Origin of the sequence: Globicatella sanguinis NBRC 15551 (assembly GCF_001552295.1) — a bacterium.
In the GTDB taxonomy this organism is placed as follows: domain Bacteria; phylum Bacillota; class Bacilli; order Lactobacillales; family Aerococcaceae; genus Globicatella; species Globicatella sanguinis.
The window spans coordinates 14,746-41,079 of the sequence record NZ_BCQX01000001.1 but is presented as its reverse complement, the minus strand read 5'-3'; the positions used below and the strand labels follow the sequence as shown (position 1 = coordinate 41,079).

The 26,334-nt window shown below is 35.4% G+C and carries 23 protein-coding genes; 18 read left to right on the top strand and 5 right to left on the bottom strand.

Annotated elements, in window-relative coordinates; translation table 11 throughout:
• Positions 1–825: 825 nt before the first annotated feature.
• The 3 genes from pflA to GSA01S_RS00150 all read left to right on the top strand — a co-directional run bounded on the left by pflA (position 826) and on the right by GSA01S_RS00150 (position 5,652).
• Entirely contained in the window at positions 826–1,620 is a 795-nt protein-coding gene (pflA, locus tag GSA01S_RS00160) for a pyruvate formate-lyase-activating protein (RefSeq protein WP_066123388.1), read from the top strand.
• 209 nt (positions 1,621–1,829) lie between these two features.
• Positions 1,830–4,007: a PTS sugar transporter subunit IIABC gene (locus tag GSA01S_RS00155; protein WP_083513116.1), complete on the top strand. Its 2,178-nt coding sequence runs from the start codon at positions 1,830–1,832 to the stop codon at positions 4,005–4,007.
• A gap of 337 nt (positions 4,008–4,344) precedes the next feature.
• On the top strand, positions 4,345–5,652 hold the full coding sequence (locus tag GSA01S_RS00150) for a nucleobase:cation symporter-2 family protein (RefSeq protein ID WP_066123385.1): 1,308 nt from the start codon (positions 4,345–4,347) through the stop codon (positions 5,650–5,652).
• A 170-nt stretch (positions 5,653–5,822) separates the two neighbouring features.
• Here GSA01S_RS00150 and GSA01S_RS00145 read toward each other — a convergent pair whose 3' ends face one another.
• Positions 5,823–6,506, bottom strand: a complete 684-nt coding sequence (locus GSA01S_RS00145; RefSeq protein ID WP_373276896.1) for a GntR family transcriptional regulator — start codon at positions 6,504–6,506, stop codon at positions 5,823–5,825.
• 222 nt (positions 6,507–6,728) lie between these two features.
• On the opposite strand from GSA01S_RS00145, the gene citG reads away from it, so the two are divergent.
• Positions 6,729–7,598: a triphosphoribosyl-dephospho-CoA synthase CitG gene (gene citG, locus GSA01S_RS00140; RefSeq protein WP_066123379.1), complete on the top strand. Its 870-nt coding sequence runs from the start codon at positions 6,729–6,731 to the stop codon at positions 7,596–7,598.
• A gap of 29 nt (positions 7,599–7,627) precedes the next feature.
• A complete protein-coding gene (locus GSA01S_RS00135; protein ID WP_066123376.1) occupies positions 7,628–8,893 on the top strand; it encodes a DUF1576 domain-containing protein in 1,266 nt (421 codons plus the stop codon).
• Positions 8,894–9,056: 163 nt separating this feature from the next.
• Here GSA01S_RS00135 and citC read toward each other — a convergent pair whose 3' ends face one another.
• On the bottom strand, positions 9,057–10,097 hold the full coding sequence (citC, locus tag GSA01S_RS00130; RefSeq protein ID WP_066123372.1) for a [citrate (pro-3S)-lyase] ligase: 1,041 nt from the start codon (positions 10,095–10,097) through the stop codon (positions 9,057–9,059).
• A gap of 186 nt (positions 10,098–10,283) precedes the next feature.
• On the opposite strand from citC, the gene GSA01S_RS00125 reads away from it, so the two are divergent.
• From GSA01S_RS00125 to queA, 8 genes are all read left to right on the top strand, one after another.
• Positions 10,284–10,790: a peptide-methionine (S)-S-oxide reductase gene (locus tag GSA01S_RS00125; RefSeq protein ID WP_217994616.1), complete on the top strand. Its 507-nt coding sequence runs from the start codon at positions 10,284–10,286 to the stop codon at positions 10,788–10,790.
• 209 nt (positions 10,791–10,999) lie between these two features.
• Positions 11,000–11,815 (top strand): TIGR00282 family metallophosphoesterase, encoded by an 816-nt coding sequence (locus GSA01S_RS00120; RefSeq protein ID WP_066123369.1) that lies wholly within the window; start codon positions 11,000–11,002, stop codon positions 11,813–11,815.
• A 22-nt stretch (positions 11,816–11,837) separates the two neighbouring features.
• Positions 11,838–14,402, top strand: a complete 2,565-nt coding sequence (mutS, locus tag GSA01S_RS00115) for a DNA mismatch repair protein MutS (RefSeq protein ID WP_066123366.1) — start codon at positions 11,838–11,840, stop codon at positions 14,400–14,402.
• 33 nt (positions 14,403–14,435) lie between these two features.
• The gene (gene mutL, locus GSA01S_RS00110; RefSeq protein ID WP_066123363.1) at positions 14,436–16,475 is read left to right on the top strand and encodes a DNA mismatch repair endonuclease MutL; all 2,040 of its coding nucleotides are present in this window, start codon (positions 14,436–14,438) and stop codon (positions 16,473–16,475) included.
• Positions 16,476–16,488: 13 nt separating this feature from the next.
• Complete coding sequence (gene msrB / locus GSA01S_RS00105; protein ID WP_066123360.1) at positions 16,489–16,926, top strand: peptide-methionine (R)-S-oxide reductase MsrB; 438 nt, start codon at positions 16,489–16,491, stop codon at positions 16,924–16,926.
• 6 nt (positions 16,927–16,932) lie between these two features.
• Positions 16,933–17,544, top strand: coding sequence for a Holliday junction branch migration protein RuvA (gene ruvA, locus GSA01S_RS00100; protein WP_066123358.1), 612 nt, complete (start codon positions 16,933–16,935; stop codon positions 17,542–17,544).
• 15 nt (positions 17,545–17,559) lie between these two features.
• On the top strand, positions 17,560–18,573 hold the full coding sequence (gene ruvB / locus GSA01S_RS10915) for a Holliday junction branch migration DNA helicase RuvB (protein WP_066123355.1): 1,014 nt from the start codon (positions 17,560–17,562) through the stop codon (positions 18,571–18,573).
• Between the two features lie 3 nt (positions 18,574–18,576).
• Positions 18,577–19,611 carry a tRNA preQ1(34) S-adenosylmethionine ribosyltransferase-isomerase QueA gene (gene queA, locus GSA01S_RS10910; RefSeq protein WP_066123351.1) on the top strand — a complete coding sequence of 345 codons (1,035 nt, stop codon included), beginning with the start codon at positions 18,577–18,579 and terminating at the stop codon, positions 19,609–19,611.
• A gap of 444 nt (positions 19,612–20,055) precedes the next feature.
• On the opposite strand, the gene trhA is transcribed toward queA, so the two are convergent.
• The 3 genes from trhA to murG all read right to left on the bottom strand — a co-directional run bounded on the left by trhA (position 20,056) and on the right by murG (position 22,345).
• Positions 20,056–20,709, bottom strand: coding sequence for a PAQR family membrane homeostasis protein TrhA (gene trhA, locus GSA01S_RS00085; RefSeq protein ID WP_066123348.1), 654 nt, complete (start codon positions 20,707–20,709; stop codon positions 20,056–20,058).
• A complete protein-coding gene (locus tag GSA01S_RS00080) occupies positions 20,690–21,124 on the bottom strand; it encodes a DUF1836 domain-containing protein (RefSeq protein ID WP_066123345.1) in 435 nt (144 codons plus the stop codon). Before GSA01S_RS00080 ends, trhA begins: the two co-directional genes overlap by 20 nt.
• A 153-nt stretch (positions 21,125–21,277) precedes the next feature.
• A complete protein-coding gene (murG, locus tag GSA01S_RS00075; protein ID WP_066123342.1) occupies positions 21,278–22,345 on the bottom strand; it encodes an undecaprenyldiphospho-muramoylpentapeptide beta-N-acetylglucosaminyltransferase in 1,068 nt (355 codons plus the stop codon).
• Positions 22,346–22,915: 570 nt separating this feature from the next.
• Here murG and rplS point away from each other — a divergent pair.
• The 5 genes from rplS to GSA01S_RS00050 all read left to right on the top strand — a co-directional run bounded on the left by rplS (position 22,916) and on the right by GSA01S_RS00050 (position 26,245).
• On the top strand, positions 22,916–23,263 hold the full coding sequence (gene rplS / locus GSA01S_RS00070; protein WP_066123339.1) for a 50S ribosomal protein L19: 348 nt from the start codon (positions 22,916–22,918) through the stop codon (positions 23,261–23,263).
• Positions 23,264–23,593: 330 nt separating this feature from the next.
• Positions 23,594–24,145, top strand: a complete 552-nt coding sequence (locus GSA01S_RS00065; RefSeq protein WP_066123336.1) for a 5-formyltetrahydrofolate cyclo-ligase — start codon at positions 23,594–23,596, stop codon at positions 24,143–24,145.
• A gap of 12 nt (positions 24,146–24,157) precedes the next feature.
• Complete coding sequence (locus GSA01S_RS00060) at positions 24,158–24,853, top strand: rhomboid family intramembrane serine protease (RefSeq protein ID WP_066123333.1); 696 nt, start codon at positions 24,158–24,160, stop codon at positions 24,851–24,853.
• Positions 24,854–24,866: 13 nt separating this feature from the next.
• Complete coding sequence (locus GSA01S_RS00055) at positions 24,867–25,841, top strand: ROK family glucokinase (RefSeq protein WP_066123330.1); 975 nt, start codon at positions 24,867–24,869, stop codon at positions 25,839–25,841.
• Positions 25,842–25,849: 8 nt separating this feature from the next.
• A complete protein-coding gene (locus tag GSA01S_RS00050; protein ID WP_066123327.1) occupies positions 25,850–26,245 on the top strand; it encodes a rhodanese-like domain-containing protein in 396 nt (131 codons plus the stop codon).
• Positions 26,246–26,334 lie beyond the last annotated feature (89 nt).

Below are 26,334 nucleotides of genomic sequence, written 5' to 3'. Positions count from 1 at the left end.
TGAACAATAATCTTAATTATATTTTTCAAGTTTATGTCTAGCTATCGGGCAGAAATGTTTTAAAAGGTCCCTAAGAGCAGTATTACTTTTTAGTTTCTACTGAATAAGGGGAGGTTTTATCTTTTCTGTTCGGTCTTTTTTGCTATAAAATAGGAGAGTGGCTAAAGTTTTTCAGATTAGAGAAGTCAATGGAACATGCAGACAAAAGGCAAAGCATATTTTCGACTGCTTCTCCACTTCCAACGATACTGTGGTTAGGCAAACATGACAAAAATATTAAATTTTCTATTTCTATCCCACTGCCAACTGTGCCGAGGAGGTTAGACGGAGCTTAAACTACTTTATTTTCTACTTCTGGTATAGGCCCTAATATGCCGGGGATTACCTGAAATAAAAAAACTAACTTTCTACAGCTTGCTCACTCACAATTGTGTGGGCTGAACTGATGAAATACAAATTATTTCATTTCCTTCTGGTTCACTCCAAGCTTTGCTAGGGTGGGTAGACAAAGTATAAATTATTTTATTTTCTACTTTTGGTTCACTCCCCAATACCCCTGCAAATTTTTAGATAAGTCATTTTATGATTTATGACTAAATTATCTGTCATCCTTCATCATTAGTAAAAGAATCCCTTGATTTACTAATGGTTTAAGTAGTTGTATTGAACAATCTGTTTTTTTAATATAACAGAGTTATTAAACTGTACTAATTTAATAAAAATAATTAATGAAAAGGCTTGAAGCGATTTCGTTATGTGATATAATTTAATTATAGAAGACTATTACATTTATTAATAACAGTTTAGGACAAGGAGGATTTTAAGATGACAGAAACTGTAACTCCTGTCATTGGACATGTTCATTCTACCGAAAGCTTTGGTTCAGTTGACGGTCCAGGAATTAGATTTATTAGCTTTATGCAAGGATGTCGGATGCGTTGTGAGTTTTGCCATAACCCAGATACCTGGAATACACGAGGAGGCAAAGAGTATACTCCGCAACAATTGTTTGATGAAGCAGTTCAATACCAAGCTTTCTGGGGAGAAAAAGGTGGCGTGACCGTGAGTGGTGGTGAACCTTTACTACAGATTGATTTTCTAATTGAATATTTCAAGCTATGTAAAGCCAATGGTGTTAATACAACCTTGGATTCTTGTGGGGCTCCTTTTACACGTAAAGAGCCATTCTTTAGTCGTTTTCAAGAATTAATGAAGTATACGGATTTAATTTTATTGGATATTAAACATATCGATCCAGAAGGACACCGTAAATTAACAGGACACCCAAATGACAATATTTTAGATTTAGCTCGCTATTTAAGTGAAATTAATCAACCTGTTTGGGTTCGTCATGTTCTAGTACCAGAAAGAACAGACTATGATGAGTATTTAGAGCGATTAGGAGCGTTTGTCGCGACTTTAGATAATGTTTTAAAATTTGAAGTATTGCCTTATCATAAATTAGGGGTATATAAATACAAAGCTTTAGGTATTAAATACCGTCTAGAAGGTATCGAACCGCCTACAGCTGACCGGGTTGAAAATGCTAAACGTATTTTAAATACTGAAAGTTACCAGGGATATTTAAATTATAAACCTAAAGAATTTGCCGGTTATTAAAATTAAAACTCTTTGTTATCAGATAGCTGATACAGGGAGTTTTTTTAGATTCTAATAGATTAAATTTTAAATATTTTAGTAAATTATATAAGCTTTTATAATATTGAATGGTATTTTTGTGAGTTTATTCTCAAGTAGTTTGAAAAGCAAAATATTTTAGAGTATAATTGAGACGTCTTAAATTATTCATAAGGAAAGGGGATCTATTATTGGCTAAAGCTCAAACAAAGGCTGAGTTACGTGCTAAAACGGGAGAAGTAAAAATCTTTGGTTTACTACAAAAACTTGGTCAAACATTTATGCTACCTATTTCATTATTACCGGTAGCGGGTATCTTATTAGGGATTGGTTCTTCATTTACAAATCCAACCGTTATTGAAATGTATAATTTACAGAATATTTTACATGAAGGTAACTTTTTATATGGTGTGTTAAGAATCTTTGCTGATGCAGGGGACATCATTTTCGGTAACTTAGGTTTATTATTTGGTATTTCAGTTGCTTCAGGTTTAGCAAAAACTGATAAAGGCGTTGCATCGTTATCTGGTATTATTGGTTATTTTGTAATGTACGCTGCAATGACAAGTACGTTAAACAACTTCCGAGATGTTGAAGAATTAAGTAAAGTACAAGGTTTAATTACTAGCTATTTAGGCTTTGACAATACCATGAACTTAGGTGTTTTAGGTGGGATTGTCCTCGGTTTAGTGGTGGCATATTTACATAATAAATACCATACCATTGAATTACCTGAAGCTTTATCATTCTTCGGGGGAACACATTTTATTCCAATCGTTTCATCAGTTGCTGGATTAATCTTAGGAATTATGTGGGCTTTCGTATGGCCAATTGTTTCTTATGGTTTCTCTAGTTTAGGTGGATTTATTTCAGGATTAGGCATTTTTGGTATTTTCTTATATGTCTTTATTTACCGTGCCTTAATTCCATTTGGTTTACACCACGTCTTCTATTTACCTTTCTGGCAAACAGCTATCGGTGGAACAGCAGTAGTCAATGGTAAAACAATTGTAGGGGCTCAAAACATTGTGTTTGCTCAATTAGCAGCTGGGGTACCGATTGATCCTCATGCAGCGGCTCACTTTACGTATATGTTCCCTGTTATGTTATTTGGTATTCCTGCAGCCGCTATCGCTTTATATCGTGCTGCTCGTCCAGAACGTAAAGCTGAAGTTAAAGGTTTCTATACTTCAAGTGCTTTAACTTGTTTTATGACTGGGATTACTGAACCAATCGAATTTGCTTTCGTGTTTGCTTCACCAGTTATGTATTACTTAGTCCACTGTGTACTTTACGGTATTTCAGGTGTCTTAGTTTATGTATTAGGTGCTGGGGTTGGTTTAACATTCTCAGGTGGTATTATTGACTTCATCTTATACGGTGTTTTACCAGGTAACCACATTACTAACTGGGTTCCGGTATTGTTATTAGGATTAGCATATTTTGTATTATACTTTATCATCTTTAGCTGGGGTGTTCGCAAGTTCGACTGGAAAGTTCCTGGTAGAGAAGATGAATCAGAAGAAGTAGCGGTTGAATTTGCTGATGCTTCATACGATGAATTAGATGAAAAAGCTCAACGTGCTTACCGTATTGTTGCTGGTTTAGGTGGTTCAAACAACTTAAACGATGTAAGTAACTGTGCAACTCGTTTACGTGTTCAAGTTAAAGACGGTTCACTTGTTAACGAAGCCTTATTAAAACAAACTGGCTCAGCTGCGGTTGTTGTTAACGGTCAAAACGTTCAAGTTGTCTATGGTACAACAGTTCCTAACGTTAAATCATCGATTGATCAATTAATTGCATCTGGTAATGCGCCAAAAGAAGGTGTCGTAGCAAATGGTCATGCAGCTGACACTACAGAAGTAGTTGAAGAAAAAGTTGAATTACCAACAGAAACTGGAAAATTAGTTGAAATTTACGCACCTGCTACTGGTAAAGTGATTGATATTGCGAAAGTAAACGATCCAGTATTTGGTGGAAAAATCATGGGTGAAGGATTTGCCGTTCAACCAACAAATGGCAAAGTCGTGTCTCCAGTTGATGCAGAAGTTGTGATGATTATGGATTCAAAACATGCGGTTGGTTTAAAAACAGCTGATGGCTTAGAATTATTAATTCACATGGGTATTGAAACTGTTCAATTAAATGGGGGAGGATTTGAATTATTTGTTCAAGAAGGCGACCAATTAAAAGCTGGTGACGCTGTTGCACAAATGGATTTAGATTATATTTTAAATGAAGGCAAACAAACCGATGTCATTGTTGCCTTAACCAATACCCCAGATATGGTGAACCGTACGATTATTGAAGATGAAAAATCAGTAGAAGCAGGTTCGTCTATCGGTCAAGTTGACATCAAAGCTTAGTTTAGATAAAAAGATTATCATTATTAAATGGGGTAGTCTTGTTGATATAAAAGTATAATTTAAGACAAAAGAGTGAAGACCACGAGGCATCAACTTCGTGGTTTTTTTGATTACTCGTAGCATTAATCAATTTTGAAAAATGTAGTTTTGGTCATTGGTTGGATTAAGCATATACTCATTTAGTTGTTAATATTGAATCATTTGAATTCAGATTGCAAAAAACACGAATATTCTAATTAAAAACGAATTTATTATTAATAATTCGGTTGAAGAACTTCAATAATATGGCTATATTATTATTTGTTGATTAAACAAATATTTTTTATGAGGTGTAAGTGTGGAAGAGAAAATAATCGTATCCCCAGAAGATAAGCTATTATATGGCATTAATGATGTGCCACCTATGGGTGTGAGTATTTTATTAGCGTTACAACATATTTTAGCGGCCTTTGCCGGGATTATCGCTGTTCCTTTAGTTGTCTGTAGTGTATTAGGGTTTGATGTTCAAACTACTTCGATCATGGTTAGTGCTACCATTTTTGCATCAGGAATTACTACATTTATTCAATCAAAAGGGGTAGGTCCAGTTGGATCGAGAGTTTCAGGCATGATGGGAACGGACTTTACTTTCGTGAATCCATCCATTAGTGTAGGAGCTAAATTCGGCATAGCTGGGATTGTGGCAGCAACCATTACAGGTTCTCTAGTTGAAATTATTTTAAGTCGTTTTATTAAACCCTTAATGAAATTTTTCCCACCATTAATCACTGGGACAGTTGTTTCATTAATCGGGATTACCTTATTACCTGTTAGTATGGATTGGGCTGCTGGTGGTGTTGGCGCTGCTGATTATGGTTCAATTAAAAATATTGCGGTTGCTTTTGTGATTATGGTCTTTACTTTATTTTTAAATCATTATGGTAAAGGGATGTGGAGTACAGCTTCTGTCTTTATTGGGATGGTATTTGGTTATATCGTTTGTATTCCTTTAGGGATGGTTGATTTAGATTCCGTAAAAGACGCTGCTTGGTTTGCGTTCCCAAATGTATTACGTTACGGTTTTAAATTTGATTTAGCTTCAACTTTATCATTTGTACCTGCTTATGTGGTATCTTTAATTGGTACAGTGGGTATTACGATGGCGATTGGGGAAGCATCAGGTGAGAAATTACCAAGCGAACGTGCTGCTAGTGGTGTTTTAGCTGATGGTGTTGGTTCAATGATTTCTGGTTTGTTCGGTGGTGGACCGAACACCGCTTTCTCGCAAAACGTTGGTTTAATTACATTAACTAAAGTAGCGAGTCGTCACGTGATGGTGGTAGCCGGGATTATTTTAGCTATCTTAGGTGTTTTTCCTAAATTATCAGCATTAATCTCTGTTATGCCTCAACCAGTTTTAGGTGGTGTAGGGGTCATTATGTTCGGTTTAGTAGCTGCTCAAGGGATTAAAACTTTAGCGCAAATTAAATTAGGCGACCGAGAATTATTAATTATTTCCGTTGCATTTGCCTTAGGGATTGGCGTAACGGTTCGTCCTGAATTATTAGAAGGTTTACCAAATGCGCTACAAATGTTATTATCATCTGGTATTTCTACTGGTACATTAGCAGCCTTAATCTTAAATGTTGTTTTAAAAGAAAAGTAATTTAATAAAATAAAAATAAGGAGTGGGCAAGTTTTTCTTGTCCACTCCTTATTTCATTAGGCAAGTTATTGCATAAAATGTAGTTAATAAGCCATTAGCTTTATTTAAATTAAACCAGTGTCTCATTAAAAAAATTTATGGATGTTTCGGCCGGTGTCACTTTTAGAAAGTTAATTGATGTTACGGCGTTTCATTTCATTTAAAATAAATTGTTTAGAATTTTCTAGATGCTCACCAATAATCAATTCGATTTGATCTTTATCACGATTTTTCATTCCACGGTAGATTAACCAGTGTTCTCTTAAAGCTAAGTCACGACGATCAGATGAACGAATCGATAAGTCACGAAAATAAAGTAAATATTCAGATAATTTAGTAACGATTGATTTCAAACGAACCATTTTACTTTTCTCCCAAATAAAATTGTTGAAATCAGAAAAGTTCTGTAAAACTAAATCAATCTCATTGGCATCATTATATTTTTCACCCGTTAATAATAGTTGTCTTAATTCTTCAAAATCATCATCTGTCATTTGTTCACAAGCTTTAACTGTCGCAAGTGTATCTAGAGCTTTGCGGATATCATAAATTTCAAAGGCATCTTTAATGGTAATTCCTTTAACAATCCGTCCTATTCGAGGAATATGTTCGACTAATTTTTCTTTTTCTAATTCCAATAAGGCATAGCGTACGGGAGTGCGACTAATATTTAATTTTTCAGCTAATTCCTTTTCATTAATACGTTCACCCGCAGGGATTTCCCCAATAATAATGGTTTTACGTAATGCTTCATAAACGGAATCTTTCAAAGGAATATCTTGAGAAACTAAAATATTGGATTTGATAATATTAATTTGTTGTGGCGTTATCAAAACAATCACCTCTCTATTAATGAAACTCAGCATTTAAATAATATCTCTACTGTGTTTTTATTGTTTTTTTAAGACAATCACAATTAAAATCGTTTATAATAAACATAAGATTAATTTTAATTAAGCGTTTTAATGATTAACGCTTATTATTTTAACATAAATCATTATAAAATACATATAATTTAAGAAAGAGAGAGCAGATAAATGAGCAATATTTGTGAGTGGATTGCGTCAAATGCTGAAAAAGCTTTGTTAGTAGAAGTGATGTTGACGCCCAAACCAGGGTTAGTTGATTGTATGAATAGTGGCGCGCATTCAGATATGAATTATTTTACTTTTATTGAAAGTACGAAAGCATTGACGCCATTTTTCAAACAGTATCTACAATTGGGAGTGGAACATGAAGGTGACTTACAACAATTATTTATGAAAGCTCGACAAATGGGTTTAAAAGCCGAGCAAGCGATGTTACAAGCTACTAAGGGGGTTAATACTCATAAGGGTGCTAATTACTCTTATGCAACGATTTTAACGGCTTTAGGATATTATTTAAAGCAACATCCCGAAAAAACAACCTTTAGTGCACAAGATACCGAAGCAATCCTATCGTTATCAGAACCCATGACCTATCATTTTTGGCAATCAGAACTAGCGCAATTGAAAGATCAAACAGAGGAGATTACTAATGGGGAGCGTATTTATTTAGATTATGGTTTAACAGGGATTAAAGGGGAATCGATGAATGGTTATCCTTTATTGAGAGAGACGGTTTTACCTTTTACTAGAGAATTATTAAATTATACGGACAATTTGCAATATGTCTTATCTAAAGCGCTATTATTATTAATATCTCAAGCAGAAGATACTAATATTATTCATCGAGGTAATTATAAGATATGGCTAAATGTGAAAGCGAAGGCTAGATCTGTATTAAAAGAATTAAATGAGGATAATTTTCAATATTTAATTAGTCAATGGGACCAAGAATTGATTGAAAAAAATTTGAGTCCGGGTGGTGCCGCTGATTTATTATCGATAGTCGTATTCTTTTTATATTTGGAAAAAATATTGTAAGATAAAAAAAAGAATGAGGAGGCACCAAGGTGAAGTTAAATAAATCGCTACTCAATAGGCGAGAATTTTTATTAATCATTACTTTATATACATTTGTATTTGCGCTATTTATTCCTGAAGAAACGAACGTTTTACAGATGTATTCTCAATTAATCATGTCCCAAACTAATTTATTGACGGATTTTATTGAAATAGCTGGTTTTAGAGCGACTTTCTTTAATGTGGGACTTCATAGTCTCGTTATTTACTTACTTTTACTGTGGAAGGGTCAGCGTTATCTAACCAGTTTTGAATTAGGTGTAACAGGATTATTTTTAGGACATGCTTTCTTTGGAACGCATATCATTAATATAACGCCGATTATTTTAGGGACGATGTTTTATTATTATAGTATGCATCATGAAAAAGAGTATCGTTTGGTAAGTATTCTAGCGACTGCCAATGCACCCTTGGTTAGTTCAATTTATTTGGATAGTGGATTTGGTCCTTATCGTTGGCTTTTAGCGATGGTGGTAGGATTTGTTATTGGTAGTATTTCAGTTAAAATTGCCAATCACTTTGTCCAATTCCATAAAGGGTATACGCTCTATAATTTTGGGTTTACTATGGGTGTTATCGCCATGTTTATTAGTTTCCTATTCCCTTATTTCGATATGAATGTAGAAATTAATTTGTTTCAAGATAACGAGTATGCGATCAATTATTTTGAATTTTACTTTTGGGGTTGGCTAATCCTTTTAGCAATCATTGGGTTATATCGTCAAAAGGTCCAGTTTAAAGAATTATGGTCTTTTATTAAAATAAAAGGGAATTTTTTCCATGATCAATTTCGATATTTTAGAACCTCTACCTTAGCACTTAATATGTTAATTAATGGTATTGTATTCTATATGTTACTTAAGTTGATAAATGTCTCTTTAAATGGCCCAATAATCGGAGCAATGTTAACGGTTATTTTATTTGGTGCTGTCGGAAAAACAATATTAAATTCACTGCCGATTAGTTTAGGTATCATCTTTTCAGTTTATATTTCTGGTAATTCATTTAATAGTACCTTTATTGTATTAGCGTTACTATTTAGTACTGGATTAGCACCGATTTCGGCTCGTTTTGGACCATTATGGGGCTTTGTTGCCGGGGTACTGCATTTCCACATGGTCGAAATTAGTGGACAACTTCATCTAGGGATGAATATTTATAATAATGGATTTGCGAGTGGTTTTGTAGCAGCGATTGTCATTCCTATTATCGAATTAATTGGTGAGTGGAAAGACTCTATATTAAATCCATCTTAAATACGAGTTCGAGTATAGAACTATCAAGGAATACTTCTTTGGTTAAGAGTCAAGAATTAATGTGAAAATATGGCTTGGTTGAGACGAAAGTGTCTTTCCAAGCCATGTTTATTTTTTAGTAGTGTGCTAAGGATGGGCGTTATTGGGCGGTTGAAGTCTGCAATTAATGATGTTGGTTATCCTTTATAGCTTTAATATTGCGAATAATCGTATGAGCTTCAGGGGATGTTAAATAGTCAAAAGTGGTACTAGGCACTGATTTTTTTACAAAATCCCAGTCATCCTCTTTAATGGCCGTTCTAACTTTTGAAGCACTGATTGCTTGATTAGATTCATCTTGTTTACGTTCAATAACCGTTAATCGAAGAGGGGAGTCTTGAAAAACATTTCTCATCATTTGGTTGTAAATGTTTGTCATTTGACTATATGGCTCTTCACCCACAAAGCGATCGGTAATATCTAAGTGTTGGGCGATTTTCATAAAGATGCTTGCATCGACCACCGCTTGGCTTTCAATGACACTTTGTTCATCTTTTTGGAAATAGCCTGGAAAGGTTGCTTGGCTAATAATATAATGCCCAGTTGGTACAATCATCACATTCGGTAGGTATGCTATCCCTTTTTCTACTAAGTTTTTTCTAACAGCGTAGGGAAAAACACTCGCATCTTCCTCAAGTAAAAATAGATACACCCAATCAAATTTAGCCGCAACCGTTTCAACTAAATATTGGTGTCCCAAAGTAAATGGATTACAATTCATGACGAGAGCCGCTTTCGTGCCAGAATCTTTTTTAAATGGGTTGAGTGAGTTTAAATAGTGATCAAATCCTTTTGGTTTATTTTCTAAAAAAGTAATACCATTTTCAGTTTGCACCAGTTTATAAAATCCTAGTTGTTCAAAAAAATGCGCAGAGTCATTTTTAGTGTAGACAAAAAGATGAAAAACATCTTGGTAATAAAGCTGATGAATTAAATGGGTAATAATTTGATTCATCAACCCTTCACCTTGATAGCGATCATCAATTGCTAAGCAACGTAAAGTGTTGCGATAATAACTACCAGTCGCAATCATCTCATCTTTATCATTAAAAATGGCACAACTATAGTCAATATTTTGATCGAGACGTATACCTTGTTGATTTAATAATGTTACCATTTTATCTTTTTGCTCTTTTGTATATAAAGTGGTTACTTCATAATGCATCGTCATCATCCTTTCAATATTAGATATCAGCGTATTGATTATCTTTATCTTATCAAAAATTTGTAAGGAAGCGTATTATTTATGATAGAAATACGATAAAAAAACACGATATCTAATTATATTTTGAAAGTTGAGAAAATATTTATTCAATGAGATACTAGAATTACTAACAATGTATAAAGAGGAGTGACGATCATCGAGACGATTTACTTGGCCGGAGGCTGTTTATGGGGCATACAATACTTTTTTAAAGAAATGACAGGGATTCATCATGTGGAAGCTGGTCGAGCTAATGGAACTACAAATTCTCTAGAGGGGCCTTATGATGGCTACGCTGAATGTGTTAAGATTGATTATGACCCAGAAAAAATTTCTTTGACCCAATTATTGGATTATTTATTTGAAATTATCGACCCTTATAGTTTAAATCAACAAGGATTTGATAAGGGTGAAAAATATCGTACTGGCATCTACAGTCAAAAAACAGAACCTTTAATAGTTGCCCGGCAATATATCGATGCACGTGATGATGCGAAAAAAATCAGAGTCGAAGTGAAACCCTTGACAAATTATATCGCCAGCGCTTTGATACATCAAAATCACTTAGATATTTATCCCGAAGATCGTTATTTGTGTCATTTACCAACAGCTGTTTTGAACTGGTATCGGAAAACGCAACCGGTTCAAGATTGAAAAATTTATTCGTGCTATTAACACCAAGCCAATCTAAATAGCAATAATTCAAAACTAAACATGATGTTAATCTAAGCACAAACTAGAAGGGGATAGGCAAACAAAGCAAAATTTATTTGATTTTCTACTTCTATTCCACTCCCTTTCTTTATTTTTCTTGCAAAGATTGATAAAATAGAGAGAATGAAAAAATTAGAAAGAGGAACATAATGAAAATACTGTTCATAGGTGATGTTGTAGGTAAAAAAGGGCAAGCAGCTTTAAAGGAGTTTTTACCGGAGTTAAAACAAACGCATCGTCCGCAAGTGACAATTGTTAATGGCGAAAATATCTCAGACGGAAGAGGGATTTCAGAAAAATTATACAAATGGTTATTAACGATGGGCGCTAATGTCGTGACTTTAGGTAATCATGCTTGGGATAATTATGAAATTTACCAATTTATTGAAAAAGCCCAATGTTTAGTTCGACCCATTAATTTACCAAAAGGCACTCCAGGACAAGGAATTACTTATCTTAAAGTAAATCAACAAAAATTAGCGGTTATAAATGTTTTGGGAAGTGTTTTTATGAATGCTTGCATTGAACCATTTACTTATTTACCAGAAATAATCGATGAAGTGCGTAAAGAAACCCCCTTTATTTTTATTGATTTTCATGCAGAGGCTACCAGTGAGAAACAAGCCTTAGGTTATTTACTCGATGGAAAAGTTTCAGCTATCGTTGGTACCCATACTCATGTACAAACTAATGATGCGCGCATTTTACCTAAAGGGACAGCCTATCAAACGGATGTTGGCATGACCGGGACATTAGATAGTGTGATTGGCTTTAATCATCAACAAGTCATTCAAAAGTTTTCTACTCATTTACCGATGCGTTTAGAACAATCAGAGACAAATGAATTATTATTAAGTGGCTGTGTAATTGAGTTGGATAACCAAACAGGTTCGGCCTTGAGTATTGAACCGATTTATATGACAAACCAAAAACGATTTAAAACACGTAAGTATCGTCATGTATAACTAGATAGAAAGGAGAAATCGTATGGCAAAACAATCAGCCCAAACCCCAATGATGCAACAGTATAATGATTTAAAAGCTCAATATCCTGATGCGTTCTTATTTTTTAGATTAGGCGATTTCTACGAACTATTTAATGAAGATGCCATTGAAGCTTCAAAAATATTAGAAATCACCTTAACTTCACGTAATAAAAATGCAGATAATCCAATTCCTATGTGTGGGGTGCCACATCATTCTTCAAAAGATTATATTCGAAAATTAGTGGAAGAAGGTCACAAAGTTGCGATTTGTGAACAACTAGAAGATCCTAAATTAACAAAAGGGATGGTCAAACGCGATGTGATTCGTGTGGTGACACCCGGAACGATTCTCGAAGATGAAGCTTTGGTTGGAAAAGAAAATAATTATTTAGCTTCATTTGTTTACGAAGCAGGCCAATATTATATCGCTTATGTCGATGTGTCAACAGGTGAAATTCGACTTACGACGACGGCTAATCAAGATTTATTTATTAACGAATTAAGAGCTATTGAAGCGAGTGAGATTGTTTTAAGTCCATCATTAGACGACTATTTTAAAACTCAATTAAAACAACAAGTTACCAGTTATTTCACTGAATTTAGTCCTACTGAAGCTTTAGCCGTTAAACCTTGGACCTTAAAAGATGCGACTCCCGCTGAAGAGAAAGTATTAACCTTTTTATTCCAATATTTAATGAGTGTTCAAAAACAACTGAATGACTTTGTGCAACCCGTTGAACGATATGAAATTAGTGATTTTTTACAAATGAATCATTATACGAAATCGCAATTAGAGTTAACCAAATCATTGCGTACCCAACGTAAAAAAGGGAGTTTATTATGGTTGTTAGATAAAACCAAAACAGCGATGGGGGGACGACTTTTACAACGTTGGTTAGATAAACCTTTACTCAGTCAGTCAGCCCTTGAAGTTCGTCATCAAAAAGTTGAAATATTAAAAAATGCTTATTTTGAACGCTTAGAATTAGTCGATTACTTAGCAAATGTTTATGACTTAGAACGTTTAGTGACGAAAATTAGTATGGGGCACGCCAATGCCCGTGATTTGGATCAATTACGGTACTCTTTAAGTCAAATAGGTCCCATTAATCAAGTGCTATCGGTCATTCAACAATCTTTAACCGTACCAGTCTTTGATTTGTTACCTTCATTTGATGAATTGTATACTTTAATTGATTCTCAATTAGTGGAAGAACCTCCGATTTCGGTTACCGAAGGTGAGCTGATTCGTGACCAAGTGAGTCAAGATTTAGATCGCTTTAGAGATGCTTTAACGAATGGTCATCAGTGGTTAGCGGAATTACAACAGCGTGAACGTGAAAAAACAGGGCTCAAAACGTTAAAAGTGGGATTTAATAAAGTCTTTGGCTATTATATTGAAATTAGTCGTCTACAAGCCGCTCAATTAAATGATGAGCGTTATGAGCGTAAACAAACTTTAGCGAATAATGAACGGTTCATCACCGAAGAACTGAAAGAATTGGAAACGACTATTTTAACAGCTCAAGAAAAATCGGTTAACTTAGAGTATCAACTGTTTACTCAATTGCGAAAAGATGTTTTACCTTATATTCCCGGCTTACAAGCATTAGCGCATCAAATTGCGGCTTTAGATGTATTGGCGAACTTTGCGGCACTAAGCGAAGAGGAAAATTATGTGCGAGCAACCATTAGTCAAGAAGAGGGTTATTTTAAATTAACGGATAGTCGTCATCCCGTAGTAGAGCATTTAATTGGCCAATCGAAATTTATTCCGAATGATCTATTGATTACGAATGATCAAAAAATGTTACTATTAACTGGTCCGAATATGTCTGGTAAATCAACTTATATGCGACAAGTAGCTTATTGTGTGATATTGAACCAAATTGGTTGTTTTGTCCCTGCTAAAGCAGCAACACTCCCAATGGTCGATAAAATCTTCACGCGAATTGGGAGTTCTGATGATATTTCTACCGGTCAAAGTACTTTTATGGTAGAAATGATGGAAACTAATACCGCTATTCGGGGCGCAACGGCCAATAGTTTGTTATTATTTGATGAATTAGGGCGTGGAACGGCTACTTATGATGGTATGGCGCTTGCTGAAGCGATTATTGATTATATTGCCAATGAAGTGCAAGCAGCAACCATTTTCTCAACGCATTATCATGAATTAACCACATTAGTAGAAAGGTTATCTGTTTTAAAAAACATCCATGTTGGTGCGATTGAGCAAGATGGTAAAGTGGTGTTCCTCCATAAAATTTTAGATGGTCCTGCCGATAAAAGTTATGGTATTCACGTCGCCCAGTTAGCGGGTTTACCTGATTCCTTAATACTACAGAGTAGGGAAGTGTTAACCCAATTAGAACAACAAGCGCCGACCAGAACCAATGCTGATGCTATCCCTTTATTTGATGAACGGATTTTTGATGCAAATACACTTTTAAATAATTCAGAAAACACCGCGGTCATTGATGAATTAAAACAACTTGATCTTAATCAAATGACACCTATTGAAGCCTTAACGACTTTAATGCAATTACAAAATAAAATAAAATAGTTATAGAATTACATTTGTTAGGAGGGATAAGCGATGGGAATCATACGACAAATGCCCGAGCAATTAGCTAACCAAATCGCTGCGGGTGAAGTTGTCGAAAGACCAGCATCCGTCGTGAAAGAATTAGTCGAAAATGCCATTGATGCGAAAAGTACTAAAATATTGATTGAATTAAAAGAAGCGGGTATTCAACTTATTAGAATTAGTGATGATGGAATTGGAATGGAACAATCAGACTTACGCATGTCGGTCCTACCGCATGCTACTAGTAAAATATATGATATTCACGACTTATTCCAAATACAGTCTTTAGGTTTTCGTGGTGAGGCGCTTGCTAGTATTGCGTCTGTCAGTAAAATGACCATTGAATCAACCGTTAATCAAATGACCGGCACTCCGGCTAATCAAGGTTATTTCATCAAAGTTCATGGCTCTGAAATCGTTGAAGAAGGGGTCACCGCACCTCGTCCGGGTACCGTCATGACCGTTGAAAGTTTATTTTATAATACACCGGCCCGTTTAAAACATTTGAGTAGTTTAAAAACTGAAATTCGTCATATTTTAAATTTTGTGCAACAAATTGCTTTAGCATACCCCATGATTCGCTTTACTTTAATTAATGATGGCAGTCAGATTTTTAGCTCTTATGGAACAGGTGATTTAAGACAGGCGATTGCGAATGTCTATCAACCTTCAATCGCGCGTCAACTGATCCCCATAGCAGCTGAAGATGAAGACTTTATTATTAGTGGTTATGTATCGCCACCTCAATTAACGCGGACCTCTAAGTATTATATTCATTGGTTAATCAATGGACGCGTTATTCAAAGTTATCCCTTAACCCAAATGTTATTAAAAGCATATGGTCGACAATTAATGATTGGACGGTACCCAATTGCGATTATCAATATTGAATTAGATCCTCAATTAGTCGATGTTAATGTGCATCCTACCAAGCAAACGGTTCGCTTAAGTAAAGAAACCGAATTAGGTGCTTTATTAACCCAAGCTGTCAATGATGTGCTTGAAGAGGTTAACCCAGTACCACAATTACAAGTAGAGGATGTACCAGGGTTTAAAACAACACGTACAAAAGAGAAAATTCAGTATGAAGATTTGCCTTTTGATTTAACCGCTCGTCCAACAGTAAAAGATTCTCAATTGGATTCAAATCTTTCGGTAGCACCCTCACAATCAAATCATGATAAAAATAAAGAAAAATATGGTAAAATTGATGAGTCAACAGAACACTACGATAATGAGCGAAATGAACTTCATCATCCTATTGAAAGACCCGAAACATCTAGGTCTAATCCAGAAGATTGTCGTGACGTTTCGTCTCTGGAAGATTATGACCGTTCTTCACAGGAGTTGAGCGATCATCAGCCAACGTTATCAGCTAATAATAATCCAGATTTTAAGGCTAATCAATCATCGTTAACACCGACTTGGGATACCCAAAAGGTTCCTTTTTATGATTTAAGATATGTCGGCCAAATTCATGGAACCTATTTAATTGCTGAAAGCGAAGAAGGGTTTTATTTAATTGATCAACACGCTGCGCAAGAGAAAATACGGTATGAACATTTGATGAAAAATGAACCGACTGAATTTGATCAACAACATTTATTATTACCTTTTGTTTTTCATTTTTCTCCAGCGGAAGCTGCAGTGGTGGAATCCTTGCTTGAGCGTTTTGAGGCATTAGGCTTAAGCTTATCTTCATTCGGACCTAATACTTATCAATTAGAAAGTTATCCCAATTGGTTAAATGAAGATCAAGTAGAAAAGACCGTTCATGATTTAGTCACTTTATTAGATGAAGAACCTAATTTAACGGTGAATCAATTATTAGAAAAATCGATTATTATGCAAAGTTGTCGCGGAGCGATTAAAGCTAATCATTACTTGAGCGAAGTTCAAGCACAAGCTTTAATTCGTGAGATGGCGGACTTGGAAGATCCCTATCATTGTCCTCATGGCAGACCGGTTTTTGTTGAATTTAATCAAACGACATTAGAAAAATTATTTAAGCGTATTATGGATGCTCATGAGAGTGGCCATCGTGCTTAAAGGAGGAAATAAAATGGCAAAAAAAGAATTTGAAGAAAGATTAAATGAATTAACGGAGTTACAATATAAAGTAACACAAGAAAATGCAACCGAAAGACCTTTTACTGGTGAATACGATGATTTCTACGAAAAAGGAATTTATGTGGACATCGTCAGCGGGGAACCATTATTCTCAAGTACCGATAAGTATGATGCGGGGTGTGGTTGGCCATCATTTTCACGTCCAATTCAAGAAGCGATGTTAACAGAACATGTTGACAATACCTTAGCACGTAGTCGTACAGAAGTGAGAAGTTCGAATGCAGATTCGCATTTAGGTCATGTATTTGAAGATGGGCCTCAAGAATTAGGTGGTTTACGTTACTGTATTAATTCAGCAGCATTACGTTTTGTGCCATTAACCGAAATGGAAGCAGAAGGCTATGCTGACTATATTCAGTATGTGGAGTAGGATTAAATGTATGAATATTTCATTGGGAAGCTGACACACATCGCTCCCACTTATTTAGTGATTGAAGTCAATCAAATTGGATACCGTGTGCTAGCACCCAATCCTTTTAAATATGCTTCAAAACAAGATCAAGAAATTAAAATTTATGTGGAACAAGTTGTCAGAGAAGATGCCCATACATTGTATGGTTTTAATGATCAAGAGGAAAAAGCTTTATTCTTAACTTTAAATAAAGTGTCTGGTATCGGACCTAAGAGCGCCTTGTCGATTTTAGCAGCAGATGATCATCAAGGATTAGTGCAAGCCATCGAATCAGGAGACAGCAATTATTTAACTAAGTTTCCCGGAGTCGGCAAAAAAACTGCTCAACAAATTATTCTAGATCTTAAAGGCAAATTGGGAGATTTATTGGATCAGAGTGTGCCAACGCCTTCGGCTACCGATACGAAGGTGGCAGGTACCAATACGCAATTAATGACGGAAGTAACCGAAGCATTAGCTGGTTTAGGTTACTCTCAACACGAAATTAAGCGTATTGAAAAACCATTAGCACAAGCACAATGTCAAACGACACAAGAAGCGTTAAGTTTAGCATTTAAATTATTATTAAATAAATAGAAAGGGAGCGCCTGTATGGAAGAAGAACGCTTAGTCTCTGGCGAAAAATTAGCTGAAGACAGTCAAAATTTTAGTTTACGACCTCAATATTTACATGAGTATATTGGGCAATCACAATTAAAAGAAGAATTAGCTATTTATATTCAAGCGGCCAAACAACGTCAAGAAGCCTTAGACCATGTCCTCCTTTATGGGCCTCCTGGACTAGGTAAAACGACCATGGCAATGGTCATTGCCAATGAATTAAATGTGGGAATTAAAACGACCAGTGGCCCGGCGATTGAACGCCCTGGTGATTTATTAGCATTACTGAATGAATTAAATCCAGGAGATGTTTTATTCATTGATGAAATCCATCGGATGCCAAGATTAATTGAAGAAGTTCTTTATTCGGCAATGGAAGATTATTATGTCGATATTATCATTGGACAAGGTACAACTGCCCATCCGGTTCATTTTGAATTACCACCCTTTACTCTCATTGGGGCGACCACTCGGGCAGGGATGCTGACACAGCCTTTACGTGATCGTTTTGGCATCATTGCCCATATGCGCTATTATGAAACGGAAGAACTCAATTTAATTGTTAACCGTAATGCTGAAGTCTTTAATACCAAGATTGCGCCTGACGGTGCATTGGAAATTGCGTTAAGAAGTCGAGGCACACCACGTATCGCCAATCGCATTTTAAAACGAGTGCGTGACTTTGCGCAAGTTGAAGGGGACGGTCGCATTACCAAAGAGCTAACTCAAAGAGCGCTAAAAGTCTTAGCCATCGATGATAAAGGATTGGATCCAATTGACCGTAAATTATTGAGAACTTTAATCGAAGAATACAAGGGTGGCCCTGTCGGAATTGGGACGCTCGCCATCAATATTAGTGAAGACAGTGAAACAGTCGAAGATATGTATGAACCTTTCTTGTTACAAAATGGGTTTATTAGACGCACGCCAAGAGGTCGTGTCGCAACCGAATTAGCTTATACTCATTTAGGCTATCCATATTTACTAGAAAACGAGGATTATTAATTAATGTTAACTACAAAAGATTTTGATTATGAATTACCAGAAGAATTAATCGCCCAAACCCCCTTGAGTGATCGCAGTTCTTCTAGGTTATTGGTATTAGACCGTGAAACAGATGAACTAACAGACACTCATTTTACTGAAATTATTGATTATTTAAATCCCGGTGATGCTTTAGTCGTTAATGAAACACGTGTTATTCCGGCTCGTATCTTTGGTGTAAAACCAGATACTGGTGGACATTTAGAAGTATTATTACTGAATAATACAGAAGGTAATCATTGGGAATGTTTAATTAAGCCAGCTAGAAGAGCGAAAGTGGGGACCGAAATTCATTTTGGTGACAATGCACAATTAAAAGCGACGGTTACCAAAGAATTAACCCATGGTGGTCGCATGATAGAATTTCATTATGAAGGAGTTTTTCTAGAATTATTAGAAACCCTAGGTCAAATGCCATTACCACCGTACATAAAAGAACGCTTAGATGATCCTGATCGTTATCAAACAGTTTATGCCAAAGAAAATGGTTCAGCTGCTGCCCCAACAGCAGGGCTTCACTTTACTCCGGAATTACTGGAGAAAGTAAAAGCCAAGGGAATTGAAATTATTCCATTGGTGCTTCATGTTGGATTAGGAACGTTTCGTCCTGTTTCGACCGATAAAATTGAAGAACATGAAATGCATGCCGAATACTATATGTTAAGCGAAGATTCAGCGGCTAAAATTCGTCAAGTAAAAGCGAATGGTGGCAAAATTACCGCTGTCGGAACGACGAGTGTGAGAACTTTAGAAACGATTGCCTCAGAACATAATGGCGAAATCGTCGCAAGTTCTGGCTGGACTTCCATTTTTATCTCACCAGGTTATCAATTTAAAGTGGTGGACCATTTAATCACGAATTTCCACTTACCACAATCAACTTTAGTGATGTTAGTGAGTGCTTTTTATGATCGTGAAAAAATCTTAAAAGCCTACGAACATGCAGTAGTTGAGAAATATCGTTTCTTTAGTTTTGGCGACGCAATGTTTATTAAATAATGCCGTCATCATTTGGCTCGAGTAAGTTGAAGCCCAATAGGGCTATTTAAATGATTTTTACGCAAATTTTTAACGAAGTATATGTCTAGTAAGCTATGCTCAGCGCTATAATTGAATAAAAAAATAAGCTTTTTAACTGGATTCCAATGCATAAAGTAGAATTCAGCTAGAAAGCTTTTTTGTTGGGAGTGGACCAGAAGTAGAAAATGAAATAATTTTCGCTTCGTTTGTTCACCCCCGTAAAGTTGAGTGGCCTCAAACTGCGTCTATCGACTTGTTTGAGGCCACTCAACCACTGCGTTGTTAATTATCGAGCACTCACTCAATTGAATTTATCAAATTGATGCCAAACCCCATTAAGACGCATTTTGATACCACTCAACCACTGCGCTTTGACTTGAATAGATATGCCTGAACAGAATTATAAAAATTTGCATAGCCTCATTAAATCATGAAATAGACAATCGCAATATAATGAGCCAGTGAAGCTAGAATAATAAAGAAATGCCAAATCATATGGAAGTATGGTTTTTTCTTAGCATAGAAGAGGGCACCAATCGTATACAGCAGACCCCCTAATACCATTAAAGCTAGAAAGATGGCGCTCGTATGTTTAATCACATCCGGTAATATAAAAACGACCAACCATCCCATTATTAAGTAAAGGAATAAGGAAAACTTTTCATTGACTTTTTTAGCGAAGATTTTGTATAAAATACCAAAAATGGTGATGCCCCATTGTAAAACGATAATCGCGATGCCTAACCAGCCACCAATTAACGAAAGTGCAACCGGGGTATAACTACCCGCAATCGCAATAAAAATCATACTATGATCGATGATGCGCATGACATATTTATGAGGTGAACCGTAACTCATTGAATGATAAATGGTAGAAGCTAAGAACATTAAAAATAAACTGATTGTAAAAATAGACATCCCCACAATGGCCGTGACGTCATAATGGACATAAGCATAAATTGCGGTTATCGGTAAGAGGATTAACATGGCTAAAGCCGCTACACCATGCGAAACACTATTACCAATTTCTTCACCAAATGATAGTTGAATACTGGGTTTAAATCGTGTCATGTTCATTATTTTTTTCTCCTTTATAGTCTGCAATAAGAGCTTGTGTTTGATAATATAAGATAACTGTTTGACAAGCTGATTGAATAATTGCTGGGACCTCGATTTCATTGTTTTGATCTTTAGCTAAACATTTGACAAAACCATTATACAATGTTTCCGAATCATAATCTTCACTTAACATCTTCAGTGTTTGACTGATATGTTGAATCGGAAATACATTTTTAAGGAAAGTTATCGCAATCAGTCTAGCGACTTGGCTTTTACGGTATTTTTTTTTAATTGGCTTTTCAATATGATGATGTTTGACATAATTATTAATCATTGAAGCTGTTAAACCTTTTTCTTCCGACAATGTGGGTTCCACTATCAAGTCATTGATTAAAATTAAAACTTGGTCTAAATATAAATCTAAATCAGGCAATTGATGTCAATACGGTAACTTTATCATATAAAATAGCCACCTCCTTACATCTAGTCTTTATAACTAGATTGTAAAGTTATCATAATCCAATGTCAAGTAAAGAGAATGAAAAAAACAGGTAAAGAAAGAGAACATTTCATTACCTGATTTTGTTTATTTTTTATATTGAGTAATCAATTGATAAAAATCTTCAATGGAATTACTGATTTGATATTGGTTCATTTGTGCAATCATTGTCTCTTTTTGTTCAGTCAAAGCAACTAATTTTTCTTTCAACGTTTCTGGAGAAAGTTCTTCTTCGTTTAAAACAAGGGCATATCCTTCATTTTGGAAGTTTTGAGCATTTAATAATTGATCTCCACGACTAGCTTGAGCGGTTAAGGGAATTAATAGCATCGGTATTTTTAAAGCTAAAAATTCAAAAATTGAGTTAGAACCCGCTCTTGAAATAACATAGTCGGTAATCGCTAATATATCATTTAATTCATCCGTTACAAATTCATATTGGACATAGCCGTCTTGAGTTAGAGAGTCATCTTTTAAACCTTTACCCGTTAAATGGATTAATTGGTATTCTGTCAATAAATAATCTAAATTTTGACGAATCGCATCATTGATTGCTTTCGAACCTAAAGAGCCCCCCATAACCATCATAATTGGTTTATCAGGTGTTAGACCTGTAGATTGATAACCACGTTCCGCATTACCTTCAAATAAACTATCGCGGATAATAGAGCCAATAACGGTAGCTTGTCCTTTGGGCAAATGTTCTGCTGCTTGTGGAAAGGTTGTAAAAATATGATCAGAAAACTTAATACTAATTTTGTTTGCTAAACCAGGTGTCACATCTGATTCATGTAACACGATAGGAATCTTTAACATTTTGGCTGCCATCGCAACCGGCACACTTACAAAACCACCTTTAGAAAAAATCATCGTCGGTTGTTGCTTTTTCAAAATAAAATAAGCATCGCTAACGCCTTTCATGACTTTAAAAGGATCGACAAAGTTTTGCCAATCAAAATAACGACGTAATTTACCACTACTAATGGGATAGTAGGGCACATTGTCTAATTTATTAATCATCTCACGTTCAATCCCGTTTTTTGATCCTATATAAAATGTTTCATAACCTTTTTCTTGAAAATAAGGGATTAAGGCTACGTTAACTGACACATGGCCAATAGAGCCACCACCAGTAAAACAAATTCGTTTAACCATAAGAGCCTCCTAAAAATTATTCTCATTAATTATAGCGTTCAAATCTAGATGTGTCTAGTTAATCGTTATGCTAGGAGGAAGAAGAATAGCGAAAAAGTTAATAGGATAGATAACACATCACACGCTATAAAAATAGATTAGTTGCACTATTTTTGATGCTTGATGATGGATGAACTCATACTCTAATGTTTTTTATGGCTAGATACCGTGGCACTAACTTTAGAAGATCCTTTTCATCAGATTTTTGATAGATTTGAGAATAAGTGTCTCCATGAGCATAGATCTTTATTTTGATTGAGCTATTCACTTGATGGATGATTTCAATGTTGTTTATTTCATCAAATTTTATTAGTTTCCATCTCAAAAGGAGAGTCTACACCATTTAATAGGTCATATAACTTTCGAAGCTATGAATTTCTAGTGGATTAAAAAAATATTTACAAAAGCTCTTTACAACCGTATCTTTTATTGTATAATAGTAAGAGTGGTCTGCGGACCCCAAATCACGATATTCCGCTGGATAGACAATTCTGCTATCTATGAGTGTTTGTTAGAAGAGGAGAAAAAAACATGAGTAAATTAATTGAAAAAATTACTGCAGCTCAATTACGTAACGATATCCCTGAATTTCGTGCAGGTGATACAGTTCGTGTACACGCATTAATCGTCGAAGGCGAACGTGAACGTGTGCAAATTTTCGAAGGTTTAGTTATTAAACGTCGTGGTACTGGAATTAGCGAATCTTTTACAGTTCGTAAAATTTCAAATGGTGTAGGTGTAGAACGTACATTCCCATTACATACGCCACGTGTAGCGAAAATTGAAGTTGTTCGTAAAGGTCGCGTACGTCGTGCGAAATTATACTACATTCGTGCATTGTCTGGTAAAGCAGCTAGAATTAAAGAACGAACTAGATAATCCAAGATTTGAATACTCGGTTGATTGTATTGACAGTCAATCGGGTATTTTTCATTTACAATAAGATATTCACCTAAATGCCATTCGTCTCGGGGTTACTCTATTAGAATTGAATTACGCTCTGAGCCCGATGGTCTCACCTAAATTTAAACAAAAATATTCACCGTTCTTAATTTCTAATCAAATTTATAAACGATAAGCTTAACTTTATCTAATGCTATTTTGTCCACTCTAAACATGATTTTGATAACGTTATGATTCCTTGAAAGAACGCTCCCATTTTTCATTAAAATGTGTTAAAATATATTAGTAATCTTAGAGGGAGGTATTATGAAAAAAGATAAGCAAACCCTTCGATTAGAAAGTATCAATAAACTTCAAGAGTTGGATAGTGGGCAACGACGCCAATGGGAAAGTGATTTGAAGCAACAATTTTTTGGGTATTTACAAACAATCAAAGTTCAAAAATTAGCTTTGTTTTATAGCTTTCATCCTGAAGTAAATGTTTTGCCCATATTAGAAGAATTAGAAGCACAAGGTTATGAAGTGTATTTACCTTGTTTAGCTCCCAATTATCAATTAGAGTTTGCTCCTTATAAAATGGGGGACACACTTAAAACAGTTTATCGCAAAGTGGTGCAACCGAAGACTCACCAACGACTAGAACCTGAGCAATTAGATTTAATCATTGTTCCAGGCTTATCTTTTTCGAGTGAGGGGTATCGGGTCGGCTTTGGTGGCGGTTATTATGATCGTCTACTAGCAAAATTACCTACCACCAATACGGTTTCGCTCGTTTTTCCGATTCAAATGGTCGACAATGATTTATTGCCTGTCGAATCATTTGATCAACCTGTTAAAAAGCTCATCATTGCGAGATAGAGAGGAGCAATAATGGAAAAAATTAAAAATCCTGAATGGTGGCGTCAGGCGCCATTTGTAACGTATATTTTATTAACACTTAATATTGCTGTTTTTATATGGATGTTATTCGTTTTTGGTACTACACAATCGAGCGAAGCATTAGTAAATGCAGGTGCAAATTTTAGACCTTTCATTGTTCATTTTAATGAATGGTGGCGCTTATTGACTGCCGGTTTTATTCATATTGGATTCGAACATATCTTGATGAATATGGTTTCCCTTTATTTTGTGGGGATTGAACTTGAAAAAATATTAGGTCATGGACGTTATTTACTGGTTTATTTAATTAGTGTTCTAGGTGGAAATGTTGTTTCTTTCGGCTTGGCGAGTGCGGGTTCTCTTTCTGCAGGAGCTAGTACCGGTATTTTTGGTTTATTTGCGGCTTATATTGTATTAGGTCGTCTATATCCACAATCAAATTATTTAAGACAGCGTGGTCAAACGTTTCTGACATTATTTGTTATTAATGTCTTGATGAATCTATTTTCAGGTACGATCGACAATTGGGGTCATATGGGCGGCGCTTTAATGGGAGCTTTGATGACCGCAGCCATTGGTATCAAGCAATATCATCCATTAACGAAGAAACAACGTTTATTATTATCCATTAGCATCGTTTTATTATTGATTTTATTTATTTTTATTGGGATACAAAGAGAAATTTAAAGGAGTAGGAAAAATGGAGAAAAAAATTATTGGGATTGACTTAGGTGGTACTTCAGCAAAATTAGCAATTTTAACACCCGCTGGTGAAATTCAAAAAAAATGGAGTGTTCAAACCAACATCTTAAATGATGGCGTACATATTGTCCCGGATATTATCGATTCGATTAAAGAGCAATTATCATTATTAAATTTAACAGAAGAGAGTTTTTATGGTATTGGGATGGGAACGCCAGGGAAAGTAGATGCTGAAAACAAAACAGTTATTGGTGCTTACAATTTAAACTGGAGTGAATTACAAGAAGTTGGAAAGCAATTTGCCGAAGCTTTTAATTTACCTTTTTATATTGATAATGATGCGAATGTGGCTGCTTTAGGTGAACAATGGAAAGGTGCCGGTAATGGTGAACCTAATGTCGTGATGTTCACTTTAGGTACTGGTGTTGGTGGCGGAATTGTTTTAGATAATAAATTATTACATGGTGTCGGTGGTACAGCGGGCGAAGTGGGACATATTTTTGTTGATACAGAAAATGGTTTTGAATGTACTTGTGGTAATAAAGGCTGTCTAGAAACAGTTGCCTCAGCAACAGGAATTGTTAATCTTGCACGTCATTATTCAAATGAATTTGCAGGTGATTCAACGATTAAAGCACGTATTGATAGTGGCGATCAAGTAACCGCTCGTGATATTTTTGATGCAGCAAAAGATAGCGATACATTTAGTGAACATGTAGTTGATATGTTTTCTCATTATTTAGGCATCGCGACTTCCCATATTGCGAATATTTTAAATCCAAGTACGATTGTTTTAGGGGGCGGCGTTTCAGCGGCTGGTAATTATTTAAAAGAGCACGTTGAAAAATATCACCGTCAATATTCATTCCCACAAGTACGTGATGTCACAAAAATCCGTTTAGCAACAATTGGTAATGATGCTGGTGTTATCGGGGCTGCTCGATTAGTACCAGTTGATGAGTTAGGAGAGTAATTAATTTAATGGAAATTTTGAAATTTATTTTAGCTTTAATTGTTTTAGGTTTAGTCATTTATGGTGGCTACTTACTTTATTTATGGTGGATTGCACGTAATTCCGCTCAAATGATTGAAGCGACGGAATTAGAAACATTACGTGCTGGAGCACAAATTGTGGATGTACGTGAAATACCGGAATTCGAGGCGCGTCATATTTTAGGAGCACGCAATATTCCAATGTCACAGTTTAAACAACGTCAAGCCGAAGTACGCCGTGACAAACCCGCATATTTATATGACGAAGATGGTAATTTAGCACCACGTTGTGCCCGTATTTTAAAGAAAAACGGTCATGATAATGTCTTTATCTTGAAAAATGGCTTTTCTACTTGGGGTGGAAAAGTGAAATCAAGAAAATAATGTATAGCAAATATTAGTCAATAAAGATGGTGATAGTTTCATTTTTAATGGGCTATGACGATCTTTATTTTTATCACCTTGAAAGGAGT